Raw genomic sequence first — 17,078 nt, 5'->3', positions numbered from 1 at the left:
GCACATTCGAGACTTTGCGCAGGAGTGCGCGGTATCGGTCAAAGGCCGTCATGACGGGAACCTCCCTTCGTGCGACGACGAGGCTGGGAGCGGACGACTGACGCGAGCGGACCCCGCGCCCTCAGTCCTCGGGGTCCTCCTTCCGCACCACCGAGATTTCTATCGTCTCGTGTCGGCCCACCATGTCCACCACGGCGTAGACGCGGTCTCCCGGGTCCAGGTCCCGCACGCCGATGCTCCGGCCCTCCCGCAGCACGCGCGTCCTGGGGCCCACCTCCAGCGTCAGCGCCTCACCGGAGTCCTGTCCGATGACGACCTCCGGCGGCGCCACCGAGCGCACCACGCCCGAGTACGTGGCCTTCACCACCGCGGTCCCCACCGGCGCCGGCACGGTCGTCCCCGCGGGCGGGACATCCCGCGCCATCCCCGTTCCATCCTCGGGGCGCGGCTGGGAGCCCGAGCCGCCCGTGCCTTGTGCTTGAGCGTCCGTGCCTGGTGCTTGCGCGCCCGTGCCTTGGGCCTGGGCGTCCGTGCCGCGCGGCGCTCCCGCGTCCACCTGGGCCCGCAGCCTGGAGACCTCCTGGCGCAGCTGGCGCACCTCCGCGCGCAGCCCCGAGATGCTGTTCCACAGCTCGGACACCTCGCCCGCCGAGGGCGCTGCCTGACGCGAGGGCGCCGCCACCGCCGAGGTCGTCTTCGGGGCCTCGTTCGACTGCGCGTTCGCCGTGCACCCCCCGCCGCACAACAGGACGCAGAAGCCCGCGACCGCCACCGCCATCCCAGCCGCTCTATGACGCATGGTCACGGCCTCCCTTCGTCCTTGGAAGATGGGGCCTGCCCACCCATGGACAACCAGCGACAGGGCAGGCCGGCGCACGGGGAGCAAGCCGCCGGGAGTGCGCCCCTTCGGCACCAGGCACGGCAACACACCTGCCTGACGCCGCGAATCGGGCGATAGTGCGGCCCCACCCCGGCTCCGGAGCACGGCCATCACGACGAAATCCCCCGAGGAGACGCCCACCCAACCCGGGTTTCGTGTTCCGAACTGGCCCCCGCCCGCCAACGCCCTGAGCGCACCCGCGCCGGAGCTGCTCGCGCCGGTGACGGGGGTCCCCGCCGGCACACCGCTCCAGCAGAACCGGTTCATCACCGAGGGCTACACGCGCCTGGCGCGCACGCTCCAGGAGCTGGTGGACCCGGAGTTCCATCCGACGCACGGCAGCCAGGCCACACCCGGTTGGTTCGCCTTCGCCATCCATGCCTCGCACGAGGCCGGCAAGGGCATGCTCGGCGCGGCCATCGCCCGGCGCATCATCGACCTCGCGCAGGGCGAGCCCCTCCCCAGCCCCGCCCGGACCTATGACCGCATGGGCCTCACGGGCACCGCGCGGAAGGGCGCGGAGCAGCTCTCCGAGGCGCTCGGTGGACATGGCCTGCCCCAGGACGCGGCCACCGCGCTCGGCGCGCTCGCGGGGGCCATGAACCTGGAGCCGCTCGGGGACCCGCGCACGCTCTGGGCCACCGCGCATCGCTTCGCGCGGCTGTTCTTCCAGGCCCCCGGCATCCTCCCGCTCGACAAGGCGGAGTCGCTCGCCATCACCCTGGAGCGCATGCTCAACGAGGGCAACGTCGCCATCTTCACCGACATCGGCGGCGCGGCCCTGCGCTACCTCGACTGGAGACCCGACACGGGCGGCGTCACCCCCGAGCGCGTGCTGAGCGACTTCACCCTCGCGGGCGCGAAGCCCGACGAGTCCCAGCACGCCTTCACCGTCCTGCAGGGCCTCACCCACGAGAAGCCCGCCCCCTCCGACTTCGCGCGCCGCTTCCCGGGCATGTCCGCCATGAGCCTCGTGGTGGCCGGCTTCGCGCTGCTGGAGCGCGCCCGACAGTGCCCCGGCCCCGCCGCGCGGGATGCGCTCATCCAGGTCGCCAACAACTGCTTCGCCTGGCGCGAGCAGGCGGACGCCGTGCAGCCCGCCTTCACGCCTCCCGAGCGGCTCCCCGGTGAAATCTCCCGCGCGGACCTCACCCTGGCGATGACACCGCTGCTGCGCCTGGAGCTGGGCACGGTGGCGTGGAACTTCGCCGACTACGCGGCCACGCAGCGAGACCGCGACTCCAACCCGCTCACCTCGAAGCCCACCGAGTACAACTGGGCCCTGCTCGCGGACCGCTGGCCCGCCATCCTCACCGCCTTCGAGCTGGGCTACCGCCACCCCTCGGCGCTCTGGACGCTCCCCGCGCCCTTCACCTCCGGGGACGACGAGGTCCGCCGTCGCCTCGGCTGACGCGGCGGCGGCCCGCTCCGGCGCGCGTCGGAAATGCGCGCTGAAACTTCCCGCGCCCTCGCCGCACTGAAGGGACGCCGGGCCACACGCGCCCGGCCCCTCGGTGGCTCGGGCCGACCGCGCCCGGGGTGTGTCTTCATTCCGGGAGTCGCGTCGTGCACAAAGCATCCGTGTGGGTGAGCCTCGTCGTGGGGCTCGTGTTGGGGTTCGTGGGAGGACGCACTTTCGCGCCCGTGCCCGCCAAGGTCGCGGAAGCTCCGCGCGCGCCGTCCGCGGCCCCGCCCTCCGCCCGGCAGCGGCCTCCCATCTCGCCCGTCGTCTACAAGGTCCCCGTGGATGACTCGCTCGTCCAGGGCTCCGAGTCCGCGCTCGTCACGCTGGTGGAGTTCTCCGACTACGAGTGCCCCTTCTGCTCGCGCGGCCACGGCACCGTGAAGCAGCTCCAGCAGCGCTACGGCGACAAGCTGCGCCTGGTGATGAAGCACCTCCCGCTGGACCGGCACCCGCGCGCCCGGCCCGCCGCCCTCGCCGCGCTGGCCGCCGGGGAGCAGGGCAGGTTCTGGGAGTTCCACGACGTCCTCTTCTCCAACCCGCGCGCGCAGCAGGAGGAGGACCTGGAGCGCTATGCGAAGGAGCTGAAGTTGGATGTGGAGCGCTGGAAGAAGGACCGCGAGGACCCGAAGCTCGCCGAGCGCGTGCGCCGCGACGAGAACCTGGCCCGCCTGGTCGGCGCCACCGGCACCCCGGCCTTCTTCGTCAACGGGCGCTTCATCAACGGCGCGCAGCCGGTGGAGGTCTTCACCGGTGTCATCGACGAGGAGCTCGCGAAGGCGGAGGCGCTGGTGAAGGGCGGCGTGCCGCGCGCGGAGGTCTACGCGCGCACCATCGAGCGCGGCGTGGACCGCCCGCCCGCGCCGCCCGCGCCCGCGGAGGGGGCTCGCCAGCAGGTGGAGGTGGGCAAGGCGCCCTCGCGCGGCCCCGCCAACGCGCCCGTCACGCTGGTGGCGTGGTCGGACTTCGAGTGCCCGTTCTGCTCGCGCGCCGTGCCCACGCTCAAGACGCTGGAGAAGGAGTACGAGGGCAAGCTGCGCGTGGCCTTCAAGCACCAGCCGCTGCCCAACCACCCGAACGCGAAGCTCGCGGCCGCGGCGTCCCTGGCGGCGCATGAGCAGGGGAAGTTCTGGGAGTTCCACGACCTGCTCTTCGCCAACCAGCGCCAGCTCGAGCGGCCCGCGCTGGAGGGCTACGCGAAGCAGCTGGGGTTGGATGTGGCGCGCTTCAACCAGGCGCTCGACTCCGGGAAGTTCGACGCGGTCATCGCCGAGGACTCGCGCGAGGGCACGCGCGTGGGCGCCGGGGGGACGCCCACGTTCTTCATCAACGGCCGGCCCATCCTCGGCGCGGTGCCGGTGGACCAGTTCCGCCGCGTCATCGACGAGGAGATGAAGAAGGCCGGCGTGGCCACCCGCTAGCGCGCCTGCGTGCCCCGCGTCACCGCGCCGTCACGGCGGGGGCGCGGGGCTTGGGCACCAGGAAGAGCAGCCGGCCCTTCTGCTTCATCATGCCGGCGGCGAGCTCCGCCTGGGAGCCTCGGCCCCAGAAGACATCCACGCGGCCCGCGCCCCGGATGGCGCCGCCCGTGTCCTGGTTGAAGACGAAGCGCGACAACGGCCGCCACTGCACCGAGCCGTCCGCCATCCGCACCGGATGGTCCGTGTGGATGAAGGCGAGGCCCCCCTTCGGGAACAGGCGCGCGTCGGTGGCGATGGAGCGCCCCGGCGTCACCTCGCGCCCCAGTGAGCCCACCGCCGCGCCCGGCAGGAAGCGGAAGAAGACATAGGACTCGTTGTAGTCGAGCACGCGCTCGCGCTGGCTCGGGTTCGCCGCGAGCCACGCGCGCAGGGCCTGCATGGACATCTGCTCGCGAGGGATGGCGCCCTCCTGGATGAGCAGCGCGCCGATGCTGCGGTACGGGCGGCCGTTCGACGCGGCGTAGCCCACGCGTCGCTCGGTGCCGTCGATGAGGCGCAGCGTGCCGCTGCCCTGAACCTCCATGAAGAACAGCGACACCGGGTCCTTCACCCACGCGAGCTCCAGCTTGCGCTCGCCCAGCTTCCCCCCGCGAATCTCGGCGCGGTTCCAGTAGGGGACGACGCGCCTGCCCTCGAGCCGGCCGAAGACGCGCTCGGAGGCGAAGCGCTCCGCGAAGGGCTCCAGCGGGACTTCGATGAGGTCGTCCGGCGCGGAGAGCACGGGGATGCGGTACTCGGCCGTGGGCGCGAGGCTCGCCTCGATGACCGGCTCGTAATAGCCGGTGAAGAGCACCGTGCCGTCCTCGCCGCCCGCGGACTCCAGCAGCTCGAAGTCCTCCATCACCGCCTTGGACACGTCGAGCGAGGACATGCCGTCGGTCAGCCGCGCGCGCAGCCGCTCCAGCGCGGAGACCAGCTCGCCGGCCGTCACCTCGCGAGGCCCGTAGACGAAGCGGTGGTCCACGGGCCGGGTCCGCAGCCAGCTGAGACTCTGGTCCAACGCCACGCGCAGCGACGCCGGGTCCGCGTCGTCCATGAGCGCCACGTTGGAGGCGAGCTCGGCGACCAGCGCATCTTGCGGACGCGTGACAGGGGGACGGGGCGCACGCGCGCACGCGGCGCAGACGAGCAGCAGGCACAGCAACCCAAGGCGACGAGAGGACCGGGTGGGCATCACCCCTCGTACCTACTCCAGCCCGTGCACGGGCGACACTTCCGGACAGCGCCGTGCCGGGAAGCCACGGGCCGCCGACGGCACGTCCCAGCCCTCAGCGACGGGTGGAGCCCTCACGCCTGGACCCGCGCCACGCACCGGGCCCGCAAGCCGTCCACCCCGGCACGCAGGCGAGCAGCCCCTGGCGTCACCGCGCGAGCATCGCCCCCATCCTTTCCGCACACGTCGGGCGCGGCCATGCCGGCCATGCCCTCGGGAGGATTCATCGTGAACGCAAGGAAAGTGGCGAGGGTGCTCGGATGGGTGAGCATCGGACTGGGTTTGAGTGAGCTGGTGGCGCCCGGCGCGCTGGCCCGCTTCCTCGGCGTACGACGAGGCACCGGACTGCTGCGCGCCTATGGCCTGCGCGAAATCGCGGCGGGCGTCGGCATCCTGACCCGCGCCAATCCCACGCCGTGGGTCTGGGCACGCGTGGGAGGAGACCTGCTGGACCTCGCGAGCCTCGGCCCGGCGGTGAAGCACAGCCCTCGCAAGGAGAACGTCGCGGGCGCCGTCGCCTTCGTCCTCGGCGCCACCGCCGTGGATGCCTGGTGCGCCCGACGACTCAGCGCCTCGAACGCCTGACTCGAACGCCTCACCGCCCCGTGAGCCACGCTCCGGGGCGGTGTCGTCTCCGCGTCCCGCGCCATCGCGACGCAGCTCCGCGTCGAGGTCCAGGGCCCCCTCCACACGGAGGTCCGCCGTCGTGCAGCGCCTCGCGCCCTGCGAACCTCACGCGCGGGCTCGACCTCTCTTCTTGCGGACCGGAGCCGTGAGTCGCCGTCCCAGGTGGGCGATGAGACTCCGACGACCGTCGTCTTTCCGGCAGGGGCTCCCTCCCCGGAGACAACGACTCCTTGCCCGGGGGAGCGACGGCACTGCTGTCCCCCGGGCCCAGCATCGCGCTCGGGCGGCGCACCGACACGGCGCCGTGGTGGGTGAATCGGAACCTCCTCACACCCGGCAACGACCTGAATCCCGAAGTGCCCGCGTATGGAAGGATTGTCTCCCCTCCCCCGCGATGACACGCCTCGGCCTCCTCTTCCTGCTGCTCCTGGGTGTCCTCCCGGCACGGGCCTCGTCTGCCGACGAGCCCTCGGCCCTCGTGGCTCCCACCCTCGCCCAGGACGCCCCCGCGCGCTTGCCCGAGGGCCAGGTCCTGGACGCGCCTGTCTCCGTGGAGCTGGAGCTGACCCTCGACGAGGCCGGCGAGGTCGTCGAGGCCCGCGTCGTCGGTGAGCCGCCGGTTGCGCTCGCCCGCGCCGCGCTGCACGCCGCGCCCCGCCTGCGCTTCCACCCCGCCACCTCGCAGGGCCAGCCCGTCGCCGTTCGCGTCCCCTTCACCTACCGCTTCGAACCCCCTCCCGTGGAGGACACCCGCGCGGTGCTCACCGGCCGCGTGCGCGCGAAGGGCAGCCGCAAGCCGCTCGCCGGCGCCATCATCCGCACCCACACGGCGACGGTCGAAGCCGACGCCCAGGGCCTGTTCCGACTGGAGCTCCCTCCCGGCGAGCACGCGCTGAAAGTCACCTCGCCGGGCCACCGCCTGCTGTACCTCACCGAGACGGTCGAGGCCCGACAGCGGCTGGAGGTGCTCTACACACTGGAGCCCCTCGCGGTGAACCCCTACGAGACGGTGGTGCGCGCGGACCGGCCGCGCACCGAGGTCTCCCGCGTCACGCTGCACGAGCAGGAGCTGCGCGAGGTCCCCGGCACCATGGGCGACCCGTTCCGCGTGGTGATGCTGATGCCCGGCGTGACGACGCTCGCCTCCGGGCTCTCCTACCCCGTCGTCCGCGGCGTACAGCCCGCCGCCAGCGCCTTCTTCGTCGACGGCGTACGCGTGCCCTTCCTCTACCACCTCATGCTCGGCAACGCGGTGGTGTACCCGGACCTCGTCGAGTCCCTCGACTTCCAGGTCGGTGTCCCCTCCGCGCGCTACGGCAGCCTGCTGGGCGGCGCGGTGGACGCGCACGTGAGCCGGCCTCGCGAAGAGGGCCTCCACGGCAGCGCGTACGCGGACCTCATCCAGGCCGGCGCCTTCCTGGAGGTGCCCATCCCCGAGACGGGCACCACCGTCGCCGCCGCCGCGCGCGTCAGCTACACGGGCCTGGTCATCACCCGCGTCATCAACACCGTCAACGCGCCCTCCTCGTACACCTCGGGCGACGGCACCGTGTACCGCGACTCCGGCGAGCCCAAGGTCTACGCGGACTACTGGGACTATCAGGCCCGCGTGGAGCAGCGCGTGGGCCAAGGACAGCTCCGCCTCCTCGCGCTGGGCACGTCGGACGCGGTGGGCCTCACCGCGCGCGAGCCGGAGACGGGCGACTCGGGCGGCGTGGGTCTGCTGTTCCATCGCCTGGACCTGCGAGGCCGTCACCCCCTCGCGGGAGGCGAGGCCGAGGTGGGCCTGACGCTCGGGTATGACCGGCTCGGCCTCGCCTACAGCAAGGGCCTCCGTCAGCCGGGCTCCTACGAACTGTCGCAGGGCAGCGTGGCCCTGCGCGCGGGCTACACGCGGGAGCTCTCGGCGGACCTGAAGCTGGAGCTCTTCAGCCACGCGGAGCGCCGCGAGGCGAGCATGCTGGCCATCGGCCGGTTCCGGCCCGTGGGGCCCTTCGACGGGAAGGACGCGTACTCGCGCCCCGGCATCCTGGGCACCTTCGCGGGCGTGGGCACGCAGCTGACGTACACGCCCTCCGCGCGCTGGGTGCTGGTGCCGGGCCTGCGGCTCGACAGCTACCACGGCTTCGGAGACCGGACGCGGCTGGCGCTGGAGCCCCGGCTCGCCGTGCGGCACGCGCTCACGGAGGGCCTCACGCTGAAGGCCGGCGCGGGCCTGTATCACCAGCCCGCCACCGTGCTGCTGCCGGTGCCCGCGGGCGAGATGCTCGCGCTCGAACGCGGCCTCCAGCGCGCGGCGCAGTTCTCGCTCGGCGCGGAGTGGCGCCCCCTCAACGGCTGGGAGGTGACGGCCGAGGGCTACTTCAACCCGCTCCTGCGCACGCTGGAGTTCAACTTCGAGGACGTGCTGAGCAACCTGCGGCGCCGGGGACTCGAGGCCGAGGACGTGGAGCGCCACGGCCACAGCTACGGCCTGGAGCTGATGGTGCGTCGTCCCCTGGGCCGCCGCTGGTTCGGCTGGCTCACGTATGGCTTCAACCAGAGCAAGCGCTTCGAGCGCTACGCGAAGGTGGGCCCCAATGGCGAGGAGCTCGGCATGGTCGAGGGCTATCTGCCCTACACCTTCGAGCAGGCGCACTCCGTCAACGCCGCGCTCAGCTACCGCTTCGACTTCGTCACCCTGGGCGCGGTGGCGCACTTCAACACCGGCCGTCCGGAGACGGGCCAGTTCGGCTACCGCACCATGCGCGAGGGCGTGGGCGCGGACGGCGAGCCCGAGTGGAAGCCCGTGGGCCGGGGCGCGGTGGACCGGCTGCCCTCGTTCTTCCGGCTCGACTTCCGCGCCTCGCGCACCCTCGTCTTCGATTCGTTCCTGCTCGACGTGTACCTGGATGTCTTCAACGTCACCGCGCGCAGCGAGGTGCTCACGCGGGACTACGGCTACGAGGGTGAGGACGGCCAGCCCGTGCGCCTGAAGCGCAAGGACTTCGGCATCCCGGTGATTCTGCCCACGCTCGGCGCCAAGGGGACCTTCTGACATGCACCTGCGTCACGCCCTGCCCCTCGTCCTCCTCACCTCCGGCTGCGCGCTGGAGCCGGAGACCCCCGTCTTCCTCTCCGGCACCGTGCTGGAGACCGACGGCACGCCCTGGCGCGGCGGCCCGCTCACGCTGATGCGCCCGCGCAAGCTCCCGGGCACCAGGCCACTCCCGGGCGAGCCTCCCACCGGCCAACCCACGCTGGCCTACGAGCCGTGGGCCCAGGTGACGCCGGACGCGGATGGCCTGTTCCTGCACGAGCTGTCCGCGCGCGACACCGGCGCGGACCTGCTGGAGCGCCCCTCCCCCTGGGCCGACGTCAAATCCTTCCAGCTCCACCTGCCCCCCGTGGACGGCGCGCGGGACTTCCTCGCCCTCCACTTCATGCTGGACGTGGACGTGCCCCCGCTGCGCCGTTGGGACAGCCGCGTCCAATCCCATCCAGACGCCGCTGGCGTGAAGCTGTCCTGGGTGGACGTGCCCGCGCTGGCGGACATCCCCTCGCACACCTACGCGGTGCAGGCCCGCGGTGAGTGGGGCGTGGTGTGGACCCAGGACACGCGCTCCGGCGAGGCCTTCCTGGGACCGGAGATGCTGGAGGACTTCGCGCCGCCCTTCGCGTACGTGCAGGCCCGCGCGCGGGGACAGCGCTCGTGGATCCAGAGCGCGCTCGAATACACGGACGTGCACGAGGCGCCCCCGGTGCCGCTGCCCTTCACCGGCGCCGTCCCCGTCAGCCGGGGACAGCCCTGTGAGACGGACGCCGTGGTGGACCCGTGCCCCTTCACCGACGGGAAGCTCGAATCGAAGCGGGTGCCCATCTCGCGCTTCGGCTCACTGGAGGATGAGCTCGTCTTCCGGCTGCGCGAGCCCACCCGCCCGCGACGGGTGCTGATTCGGGGCCACACCGGCACGCGTCCCCAGGAGGTCTTCCACGTGGAGGGCTCGCTGGAGGGCGGAGCCTGGGTGGCGCTGGGCCAGAGCGCCCCGGCGCCGGAGCTGGGAGACGCGCCCTACACGGATGACGTCAACACGCAGTTCTCGTTCGAGCGGGACGTGGACATCCCCCTGGCCGGGGGCGCGCCGCTCGTGGACAAGGTGCGGGTGTACTCGCTCGGCACCGTCCCGGGGCTGCCCACGCCGTCCCGCGGCTACTTCACCCAGCTGCGCGAGGTGTCCGTCTTCTGAAGAAGCGACACCCCGCGCGAGCGGGGCTCACGCGTAGGGGTTGTAGAACCGCGCGAAGGTGGCGCGCGCGAAGTCGCCGAAGGTCATCCCCGGCTGGAAGGCGCCCACGCGGACCTCGGCGGGGTCCGTGCCCTCGGGCGGCCGCAGGTGCTCCTCGTTGTCGGGCTGCATGAAGACGGCGAACGTGGAGCGGGAGATGTTGCGGCTCGCCGGGTGGGCCAGCGCCTGCACCGCGTGCGGCGTGGAGCGCAGCAGTCCCCCCGTCACGATTTGCGCGCTCTCGCCAATCTGGAACGCCAGACAGTCCTTGGGGATGACGACCTTTCGCTCCTCGCCGGAGCGCGTGCGCACGTAGAGGCCCGCGTCCGGGTCCGGCACCGGGATGTCCTGGCGCGTGGGCTCCGGGGCGCCGGGCTCCGCGTCGAAGTACATGGCGGGGCACAGCGCCGTCAGCGAGCCGTGGTCGCTGTGCCAGCCGCACCACGAGTCGCGCGTGCGCGGCGTCGCGTCCTCGTTGATGGCGAAGTAGTAGAGCAGCCGCGCCTTGCACGCGCGCGACTCGCGGATGGTGCGCGTAAGGCTCGCGTCCGGGGACAGCCGCTCGCCCAGCTTCGCCTTCACGTAGCGGTCGCACTGCGCGGCCACCAGCAGCCCCACGTCCACCATCTTCCGTCCCAGCGCCTGGAAGGCGGGGCGCAGCGCGGGGAAGTCCGCGTCCGGCCACACGTTGGGCAGGTAGTTCTCCGGGTACTTCTCCACCAGCGCCGGCGCCACCGCGGGCGCGTCGTACTGGGGATTGTTGTAGTAGGAGCCCTTGAACTCGTCGAACTGGCCGGGCTTGAGGACCTCCTTGCCGTGGCTCCAGCCGAACGAGTAGCTGCTGCGCTCGTGGACGTAGCGGTCCTTCACCTCGTTGGGGAGCGCGGCGAAGCGGAAGCCCAGCGGCAACAGGCCCTGGCGCAGCTCCACCAGCCCCGGAATCCCCCGGACGATGAGCAGGCCGATGCCATCCGGGCCATACGCGCGGGCGATGTCCGCGGACAGGTCCGCGCCCTCCACCAGCTTCGCGTAATCGAGTACCACCACCGCGTCCTTCGCTGCCGCCACGTCGCTGCTCATCCCGAACGCCTCGTCTGTTCTCCCCGGGCCCCACCCCCCAAAGCCATCCGGAGGCCCACAGCATAGCTCAGCCGCCATGCCGTGGATTCCCCGTCCGTCAGGAGACGGGCCCCAGGCGCTTGAGCAGCGAGCCCAGGGTGTTGAAGTCGATGGGCTTCACCAGGTGCGCGTCGAAGCCGGCTTCCTTTGAGCGCAACCGGTCCGACTCCTGGCCGTAGCCCGTCACCGCCACCAGTTGGAGCCCGCCGTCGGGCCGCTGGGTGCGCAGGTGCTTCGCCAGCTCGTAGCCGTCCATCACGGGCAGGCCGATGTCGAGCAGCGCCAGCTCCGGGCGGAACGTGGGCGCCACCTGGAGCGCGCTGGGGCCGTCGTAGGTGACGCGCGTCTCGCAGCCCAGCATGTCCAGGGCCTCGGCCAGCACGTCCGCCGCGTCGCGGTTGTCGTCGACAATCAGCACCCGGTGCGGCATCGGGACCGCCTCCCGCGGCGAGGCCGCCTCATCCGTGGCCACCGTCGCCGAAGCCTCCACTCCCGCCTCGAGCGCGGGCAGCCGCACCGTGAAGGTGCTGCCCTGGCCCCGCCCCTCGCTGTCCGCGTGGAGGGTGCCGCCGTGCTGGGCCGCCAGGCTCCGGGCGATGGCGAGCCCCAGGCCCAGGCCGCCCTGCGAGCGGTCCAGCTCCTGACGCTCCTGGAAGAAGAGGTCGAAGATGCGCGGCAGCATCTCCGCGCTGATGCCCGTGCCGTTGTCGCGCACCCGCACCACCAGCGCGTCCCCCTCGCGCGCGCCCTGGACGGTGATGCGTCCCCCGGGCTCGGTGTACTTCGCCGCGTTCGTGAGCAGGTTGGAGAACACCTGCGCCAGCCGCGTCGCGTCCGCGTCCAATGGCAGGCCCTGGCGCGCCACCTCCACCGTCAGGTGATGGCCGCGCTGCTCCAACAAGGGACTGGCCAGCTCGATGGACTTCGCCACCACCTCCGCCAGCTCCACGCGCTCGCGCCGCAGCACGACCTTGCCCCGCGTGACGCGGGACACGTCGAGCAGGTCATCCACCAGCCGCACCAGGTGGTGCACCTGCCGCTCGATGACGGTGCGCTCGCGCTCCACGGCCTCGCCGCCGCGCAGCCGGAGCAGTTGGAGCGCGGTGAGGATGGGGGCCAGCGGGTTTCTCAACTCGTGGCCGAGCATCGCCAGGAACTCGTCCTTCGCGCGGCTGGCGGACTCCGCCTCGCGCCGGGCGTTGGACAGGTCCGTCACGTCGAAGGCCACCACCACGATGGAGTCCACCTGACCGGCGTCATCCAGCATGGGCTGGTAGACCAGGTCGAAGAACCGCTCCTGCGGAGGCCCGCCCTCGCCGGAGATGATGGTCGCCCGCAGGGAGCGCCCGATGTACGGCTCGCCGGTGCGGTAGGCGTTGTCGAGCAGCTCGAAGATGCCCTGGCCGGCCAGCTCGGGGAGCGCCTGGGCGATGGGCACGCCCACCACGGACCGGTTGGCGATGAGCCGCAGGTAGCCCGCGTTGACGAACTCGTAGACGTGCTGGGGGCCGCGCAGGATGGCGATGCCCACGGGGGCGAACTGGAAGACGCGCGTGAGCATCCTCCCGTGCGCCTCCTGGATGGCCTGCAGGCGCGCCTTGGTCAGCTGCGTCTCCACGCGCGCCATCAGCTCGCGCGCGGAGAAGGGCTTCACCAGGTAGTCGTCGGCGCCGGCGCGCAGTCCCTCGATGCGGGCCTCCTCGCCCGCGCGCGCGGAGAGGATGGTGACGGGCACGTGGCGCGTGCGCTCATCGGCGTGCAGCTCGCGCAGGAGCCCGAAGCCATCCAGCCCCGGCATCATCACGTCCGTGAGCACCAGGTCGGGAGGACGCGCGCGCGCGGACTCGAGCGCCGCGAGACCATCCGCCACCGTCTCCACCTCCCAGTAACGGGACAGGAGGGACCTCAAGTACTCGCGCATGTCCGCGTTGTCGTCGGCCAGCAGGATGCGCGCGGAGCCGGGGCGCTTGTCCTCCGGAGGCACCTCGGTGCCCACCTCGAGCGACTCCACCTCCAGGCCCCCCGGCAGCCAGCGCAGCGCCTCGTTCACGAAGGGCGCGGCGCCCAGGGCGGTGGAGGCCCGCGTGTCGCGAGCGCCCAGGTGCTCCTGGGGCAGATGGGCGGTGCCCGCGGGGATGCGCAGGGTGAAGGTGGTGCCCTGGCCCTCGGTGCTCGCCACCGACAGCGAGCCGCCGTGCAGCCGGACCAGCTCGTGCACCAGCGCCAGGCCGATGCCGGAGCCCTCGTGCGTGCGCGCGCGGGCGCCCTGCACGCGGTGGAAGCGGTCGAAGATGCGCGGCAGCTCTTGCTCCGGGATGCCGATGCCCGTGTCGGAGACCTGGAGCTGGACCTGGCCGTCCACCCAGCGCTGGGAGATGGCGATGCGGCCCTCGAAGGTGAACTTCAGCGCGTTGGAGAGCAGGTTGAGGACAATCTTCTCCCACATGTCCTGGTCGACGTGGATGGCCTCGGGCAGCGGGGCGCAGTCGATGTCGAAGCCCAGCCCCGCGCGCTCCAGCGCGGAGTGGAACGCGCTGGCCAGGCCCGCGGTGAGGGCGGCCAGGTCCACCGGCTCGTAGCGGGCCTGGATGCGGCCGGCCTCCAGGCGGGAGAAGTCGAGCAGCGAGTTGACCAGCTTCAAGAGGCGCTGCGCGTTGCGGTGGACGGTCTCCAGTCCCTCGCCGGACAGCGCGCGCGCCGACGACGCCAGCGCGTCCTCGGTGGGGCCGAGCATCAGCGTCAGCGGGGTGCGGAACTCGTGGCTGACGTTGTTGAAGAAGGCCGTCTTGGCGCGGTCGATGGCGGCCAGGGCCTCGGCGCGCTGGCGCTCCTCTTCGTACGCGCGCGCGTTGGCGATGGCCGTCACCACCGGGTCCGCGACCAGCCGGAAGAGGGCCAGGTAGCGCTCGTCCAGCAAGCGGGTGGGACTGACGCCGGCGACGAGGAACCCATACGGGTGCGACTGCCCCGAGCGCGCCAGCGGCAGCACCACGGCCCGCGAGAGCACCACCCCGCGAGGGCCACGGGGCAGCACACCGAAGCGCGCGCCCAGCTCCTCCACGAGCACCTCGCGGCCGGTGTGCGCGGCCTGCGCGAAGGGCCAGGTCTGGGGCGCGTCGGGCATCGGAGGGAAGGGACAGGACTCCGGCTTCGCGGGGCCCGAGTAGCCATCCAGTCCGCTGGAGCCCACGCAGCGCACCTGGGTGGCGGCGTCGTCGAGCAGGTACAGGAGGGTGAAGGGCAGGTCCTCGCCGTAGGCGGAGAAGATGCGCGCGGCCGTCTGGCAGGCCTCCTCGGCCGTCTTCGCGGAGGCGGAGCTGGTGGCCAGCTCGCCGAGCAGCTTGAGCTGGCGGTTGTCCTGGACCTGCTCGGTGGTCTCCTGGACGGTGACGAGCACACCGCCGACGCCGCCGCCCTCGTCGTAGACGGGGCTATACGAGAAGGTGTGGAACGTCTCCTCGACGAAGCCGCGGCTGTTGATGAAGAGCTGGAGGTGCTCGCTCCAGGTGGCGGGGCCGCCCTGGCGCACGCCCTCCGCCATGGGGCCGATGACGTCCCAGATCTCCTGCCAGATGACGGACGCCGGGGCGCCGAGCGAGGCGGGGTGTTTCATGCCCAGCACGGGGCGGTAGCCGTCGTTGTAGATTTGGAGGAGCTGAGGGCCCCACCACAGGAGCATGGGGAAGCGGTTGCCCAGCACGACGCCGACCATGGTGCGCAGGCTGGTGGGCCAGCCCTCGAGAGGACCCAGGGGGGTCTGGGACCAGTCCTTGGAGCGGACCAGGTCCGCCATCTCGCCACCTCCGCCAAGGTGGCCTTCCAGGAATGCCGCGGCGCGCTTCGGGGGGGAGTCCTGCTCGGACATCAGTGCTCGGAGGAAAAATGGAAGTGGCCTGCGCTTCTAGTGTCACGTCCACAAGCGTGCAATCAGTGACGCTGGAATGCTCTGTTCCCCAACACTTCGCAGGTAAGTCGTCTTCCCTCCAGGCGAACGGGCTCGCCGGCGTGGCTCAAGGCTTCTTCCCGCGCCCCCGGCTCCGCCCCGCGAGTTGCCGGGTGGTCTCGACGGCGCGGTCGAAGTCCGAGTTCGGGAGGCTCGCCTCCAGCTTGCGTCCCGCTTCGCGGTAGCGGTCGAACTCGGCCTCCGCATGGGCCGTCGCCAGCTCGTGGCTGATACCTCCCGCATGAGACAGGACGTCTCGCTCGTTGAACTGCAGGAAGCCATCCAGCTTCGTCACCCACTCCCGCATCGTCATCGGCCGTCGTCTCCTGGCCTGGTCCTCCGCGTAGTCCAGGTACATGGTGACGACACGACTCAGCTCCCGGAGCTCCTCCTCCGAGAGGTAGTTCTTCGCCACCGTGACGTCTGACTTCCGGATGGGCCCGCTCGGAGCGTTCTTCCAGGTCGCGAGCCCCATGTTGGGCTGACTCGCATCGGCGCGCTCGTGAATCAGCTCGGCCGCCGTGTGTCCGTGGATGGCCCAGTGCAGCTTGTTCTGCACCGTCGCATAGAAGGTCTGCGTGACCTCGGCCTGGACGTCGTAGTCGACGCTGCACTGCGCATAGATGTCGGTGAGCTTCTGGTAGAAGCGCCGCTCCGATGCGCGAATCTCGCGGATCCGCTCCAGCAGCTCGTCGAAGTAGTCCTCGCCTGGCTGCGACGTCGACTGGAGCCGAGCGTCATCGAGGACGAAGCCCTTGACCAGGTACTCGTCCAACAGGGCCGTGGCCCACTGACGGAAGCGTGTCCCTTGCGTGGAGCGGACGCGGTAGCCCACCGCGATGATGGCTGGCAGGCTGTAGTGGTCCACCCATCGCGTGACTTCTCGGGAACCCTCGATTTGAACTATCCGGAATTTCCGGAGGGTTGCCGTCGGGTCGAGTTCTCCCTCCTCGTGGATGTTCTGGAGGTGCTCGTTGATGGTCCGCACATCCTTGCCGAACAGCTCGGCAAGCTGCTTCTGGGTCAGCCAGACCGTGCCCTCGAAGAGCCGGACGTGGACCTTCGAAGCACCGTCGTCACCGACATAGACCAGGAACTCACCGGCTCCATCCCCGGACTGCCCGGAGTCACCCTTACCCATCCTCCACACCCTCCTCGCCGATGGCGCCATGTCGAAGCCCGAGGTGGATACACGGTCCATGCCACGACATGCACATGGACCGTCGCCCTACACCCGGCCTCAGATGAAGTAATCGGGGAACAGGTCCTCGCCGGGCACGGATTGATACTTGTCGAAGTTCGTCACGCCGTCGGCGCGCAGGACGTCCTCGTCGATGCAGAAGTTGCCCGTGAAGCTGCGGCTGGGCTTGGTGAGGATGGCGTACGCGGCGTCCGCCATGATGTCCGGCGTGCGGCTGCCCTTGATGGTGTCCTCGCCGCCCAACAGGTTCTGCACCGCCGCCGTCGCGATGACCGTGCGCGGCCAGAGGGCGTTGACCGCGATGCCGTCGTCACGCAGCTCCTCCGCCATGCCCAGCACGCACATGCTCATGCCGAACTTCGCCATCGTGTACGCCACGTGCGGCGCGAACCACCGCGCCTCCATGTTCAACGGCGGCGAGTTGTTCAGGATGTGCGGATTGCTCGAGCGCTTCAGATGCGGGATGCACGCCTTCGAGCACACGAACGTCCCACGCGTGTTGATGCTGTGCATGAGGTCATAGCGCTTCATCGGCGTGTCCACCGTGCCCGTCAGGTGGATGGCGCTCGCGTTGTTCACCAGCACGTCGATGCCGCCGAACGTCTCCACCGCCTTCGCCACCGCGGCCACGACCTGGTCCTCCTCACGGATGTCCACCGCGATGGGGAGCGCCCGACCGCCCGCCTTCTCGATCTCCTCCGCCGCCGTGAAGATGGTGCCCGGCAGCTTGGGGTGCGGCTCCGTCGTCTTCGCGGCGATGATGATGTTCGCCCCGTCCCGAGCCGCACGCAGCGCAATCGCCTTGCCGATGCCCCGGCTGGCCCCGGTGATGAACAGCGTCTTCCCCTTGAGTGTCGTCATGCGCGCGTCTCCGTGGGTGGCACGTA

The 17,078-nt window shown here is 71.3% G+C and carries 11 protein-coding genes; 5 read left to right on the top strand and 6 right to left on the bottom strand.

All coding sequences use genetic code 11. The annotated features are described in order from the left end of the window. Nucleotides 1-121 precede the first annotated feature (121 nt). A complete protein-coding gene (locus K8625_RS41440; protein WP_223785809.1) occupies nt 122-799 on the bottom strand; it encodes a hypothetical protein in 678 nt (225 codons plus the stop codon). 301 nt (nt 800-1,100) lie between these two features. Between K8625_RS41440 and K8625_RS41435 the strand changes: the two genes are divergently transcribed. Both K8625_RS41435 and K8625_RS41430 read left to right on the top strand, forming a co-directional pair. Beyond that, the gene (locus tag K8625_RS41435; protein WP_223785808.1) at nt 1,101-2,291 is read left to right on the top strand and encodes a hypothetical protein; all 1,191 of its coding nucleotides are present in this window, start codon (nt 1,101-1,103) and stop codon (nt 2,289-2,291) included. Between the two features lie 155 nt (nt 2,292-2,446). Continuing rightward, complete coding sequence (locus K8625_RS41430; protein ID WP_223785807.1) at nt 2,447-3,763, top strand: thioredoxin domain-containing protein; 1,317 nt, start codon at nt 2,447-2,449, stop codon at nt 3,761-3,763. 19 nt (nt 3,764-3,782) lie between these two features. Here K8625_RS41430 and K8625_RS41425 read toward each other — a convergent pair whose 3' ends face one another. Further along, on the bottom strand, nt 3,783-4,997 hold the full coding sequence (locus tag K8625_RS41425; protein ID WP_223750824.1) for a murein transglycosylase A: 1,215 nt from the start codon (nt 4,995-4,997) through the stop codon (nt 3,783-3,785). A gap of 267 nt (nt 4,998-5,264) precedes the next feature. Between K8625_RS41425 and K8625_RS41420 the strand changes: the two genes are divergently transcribed. The 3 genes from K8625_RS41420 to K8625_RS41410 all read left to right on the top strand — a co-directional run bounded on the left by K8625_RS41420 (nt 5,265) and on the right by K8625_RS41410 (nt 9,889). After that, nucleotides 5,265-5,621, top strand: a complete 357-nt coding sequence (locus K8625_RS41420) for a hypothetical protein (protein WP_223785806.1) — start codon at nt 5,265-5,267, stop codon at nt 5,619-5,621. A 520-nt stretch (nt 5,622-6,141) separates the two neighbouring features. Beyond that, on the top strand, nt 6,142-8,700 hold the full coding sequence (locus tag K8625_RS41415; protein WP_223785805.1) for a TonB-dependent receptor domain-containing protein: 2,559 nt from the start codon (nt 6,142-6,144) through the stop codon (nt 8,698-8,700). A 1-nt stretch (nt 8,701) separates the two neighbouring features. Beyond that, complete coding sequence (locus K8625_RS41410; protein ID WP_223785804.1) at nt 8,702-9,889, top strand: hypothetical protein; 1,188 nt, start codon at nt 8,702-8,704, stop codon at nt 9,887-9,889. Between the two features lie 27 nt (nt 9,890-9,916). Here the strand turns inward: K8625_RS41410 and K8625_RS41405 are convergent, their stop codons facing one another. The 4 genes from K8625_RS41405 to K8625_RS41390 all read right to left on the bottom strand — a co-directional run bounded on the left by K8625_RS41405 (nt 9,917) and on the right by K8625_RS41390 (nt 17,052). Then, nucleotides 9,917-11,008 (bottom strand): 2-oxoglutarate and iron-dependent oxygenase domain-containing protein, encoded by a 1,092-nt coding sequence (locus K8625_RS41405; protein WP_223785803.1) that lies wholly within the window; start codon nt 11,006-11,008, stop codon nt 9,917-9,919. 97 nt (nt 11,009-11,105) lie between these two features. Further along, nucleotides 11,106-14,840, bottom strand: coding sequence for an ATP-binding protein (locus K8625_RS41400; protein ID WP_223750819.1), 3,735 nt, complete (start codon nt 14,838-14,840; stop codon nt 11,106-11,108). Between the two features lie 217 nt (nt 14,841-15,057). Then, a complete protein-coding gene (locus K8625_RS41395; protein ID WP_223750818.1) occupies nt 15,058-16,131 on the bottom strand; it encodes a virulence RhuM family protein in 1,074 nt (357 codons plus the stop codon). Nucleotides 16,132-16,230: 99 nt separating this feature from the next. Continuing rightward, the gene (locus K8625_RS41390; protein ID WP_141327381.1) at nt 16,231-17,052 is read right to left on the bottom strand and encodes an NAD(P)-dependent oxidoreductase; all 822 of its coding nucleotides are present in this window, start codon (nt 17,050-17,052) and stop codon (nt 16,231-16,233) included. Between the last annotated feature and the right edge of the window lie 26 nt (nt 17,053-17,078).

Origin of the sequence: Myxococcus sp. AS-1-15, from assembly GCF_020037055.1 — a bacterium.
In the GTDB taxonomy this organism is placed as follows: domain Bacteria; phylum Myxococcota; class Myxococcia; order Myxococcales; family Myxococcaceae; genus Myxococcus; species Myxococcus fulvus.
This window is presented reverse-complemented; position numbering and strand designations above follow the sequence as displayed.

Coding starts and splice junctions, on each gene's coding strand:
- K8625_RS41425 (WP_223750824.1), bottom strand. CDS start 4,997: ATGCCCACCCGGTCCTCTCGTCGCCTTGGGTTGCTGTGCCTGCTGCTC.
- K8625_RS41410 (WP_223785804.1), top strand. CDS start 8,702: ATGCACCTGCGTCACGCCCTGCCCCTCGTCCTCCTCACCTCCGGCTGC.
- K8625_RS41400 (WP_223750819.1), bottom strand. CDS start 14,840: ATGGCGGACCTGGTCCGCTCCAAGGACTGGTCCCAGACCCCCCTGGGT.
- K8625_RS41440 (WP_223785809.1), bottom strand. CDS start 799: ATGCGTCATAGAGCGGCTGGGATGGCGGTGGCGGTCGCGGGCTTCTGC.
- K8625_RS41390 (WP_141327381.1), bottom strand. CDS start 17,052: ATGACGACACTCAAGGGGAAGACGCTGTTCATCACCGGGGCCAGCCGG.
- K8625_RS41405 (WP_223785803.1), bottom strand. CDS start 11,008: ATGAGCAGCGACGTGGCGGCAGCGAAGGACGCGGTGGTGGTACTCGAT.
- K8625_RS41395 (WP_223750818.1), bottom strand. CDS start 16,131: ATGGGTAAGGGTGACTCCGGGCAGTCCGGGGATGGAGCCGGTGAGTTC.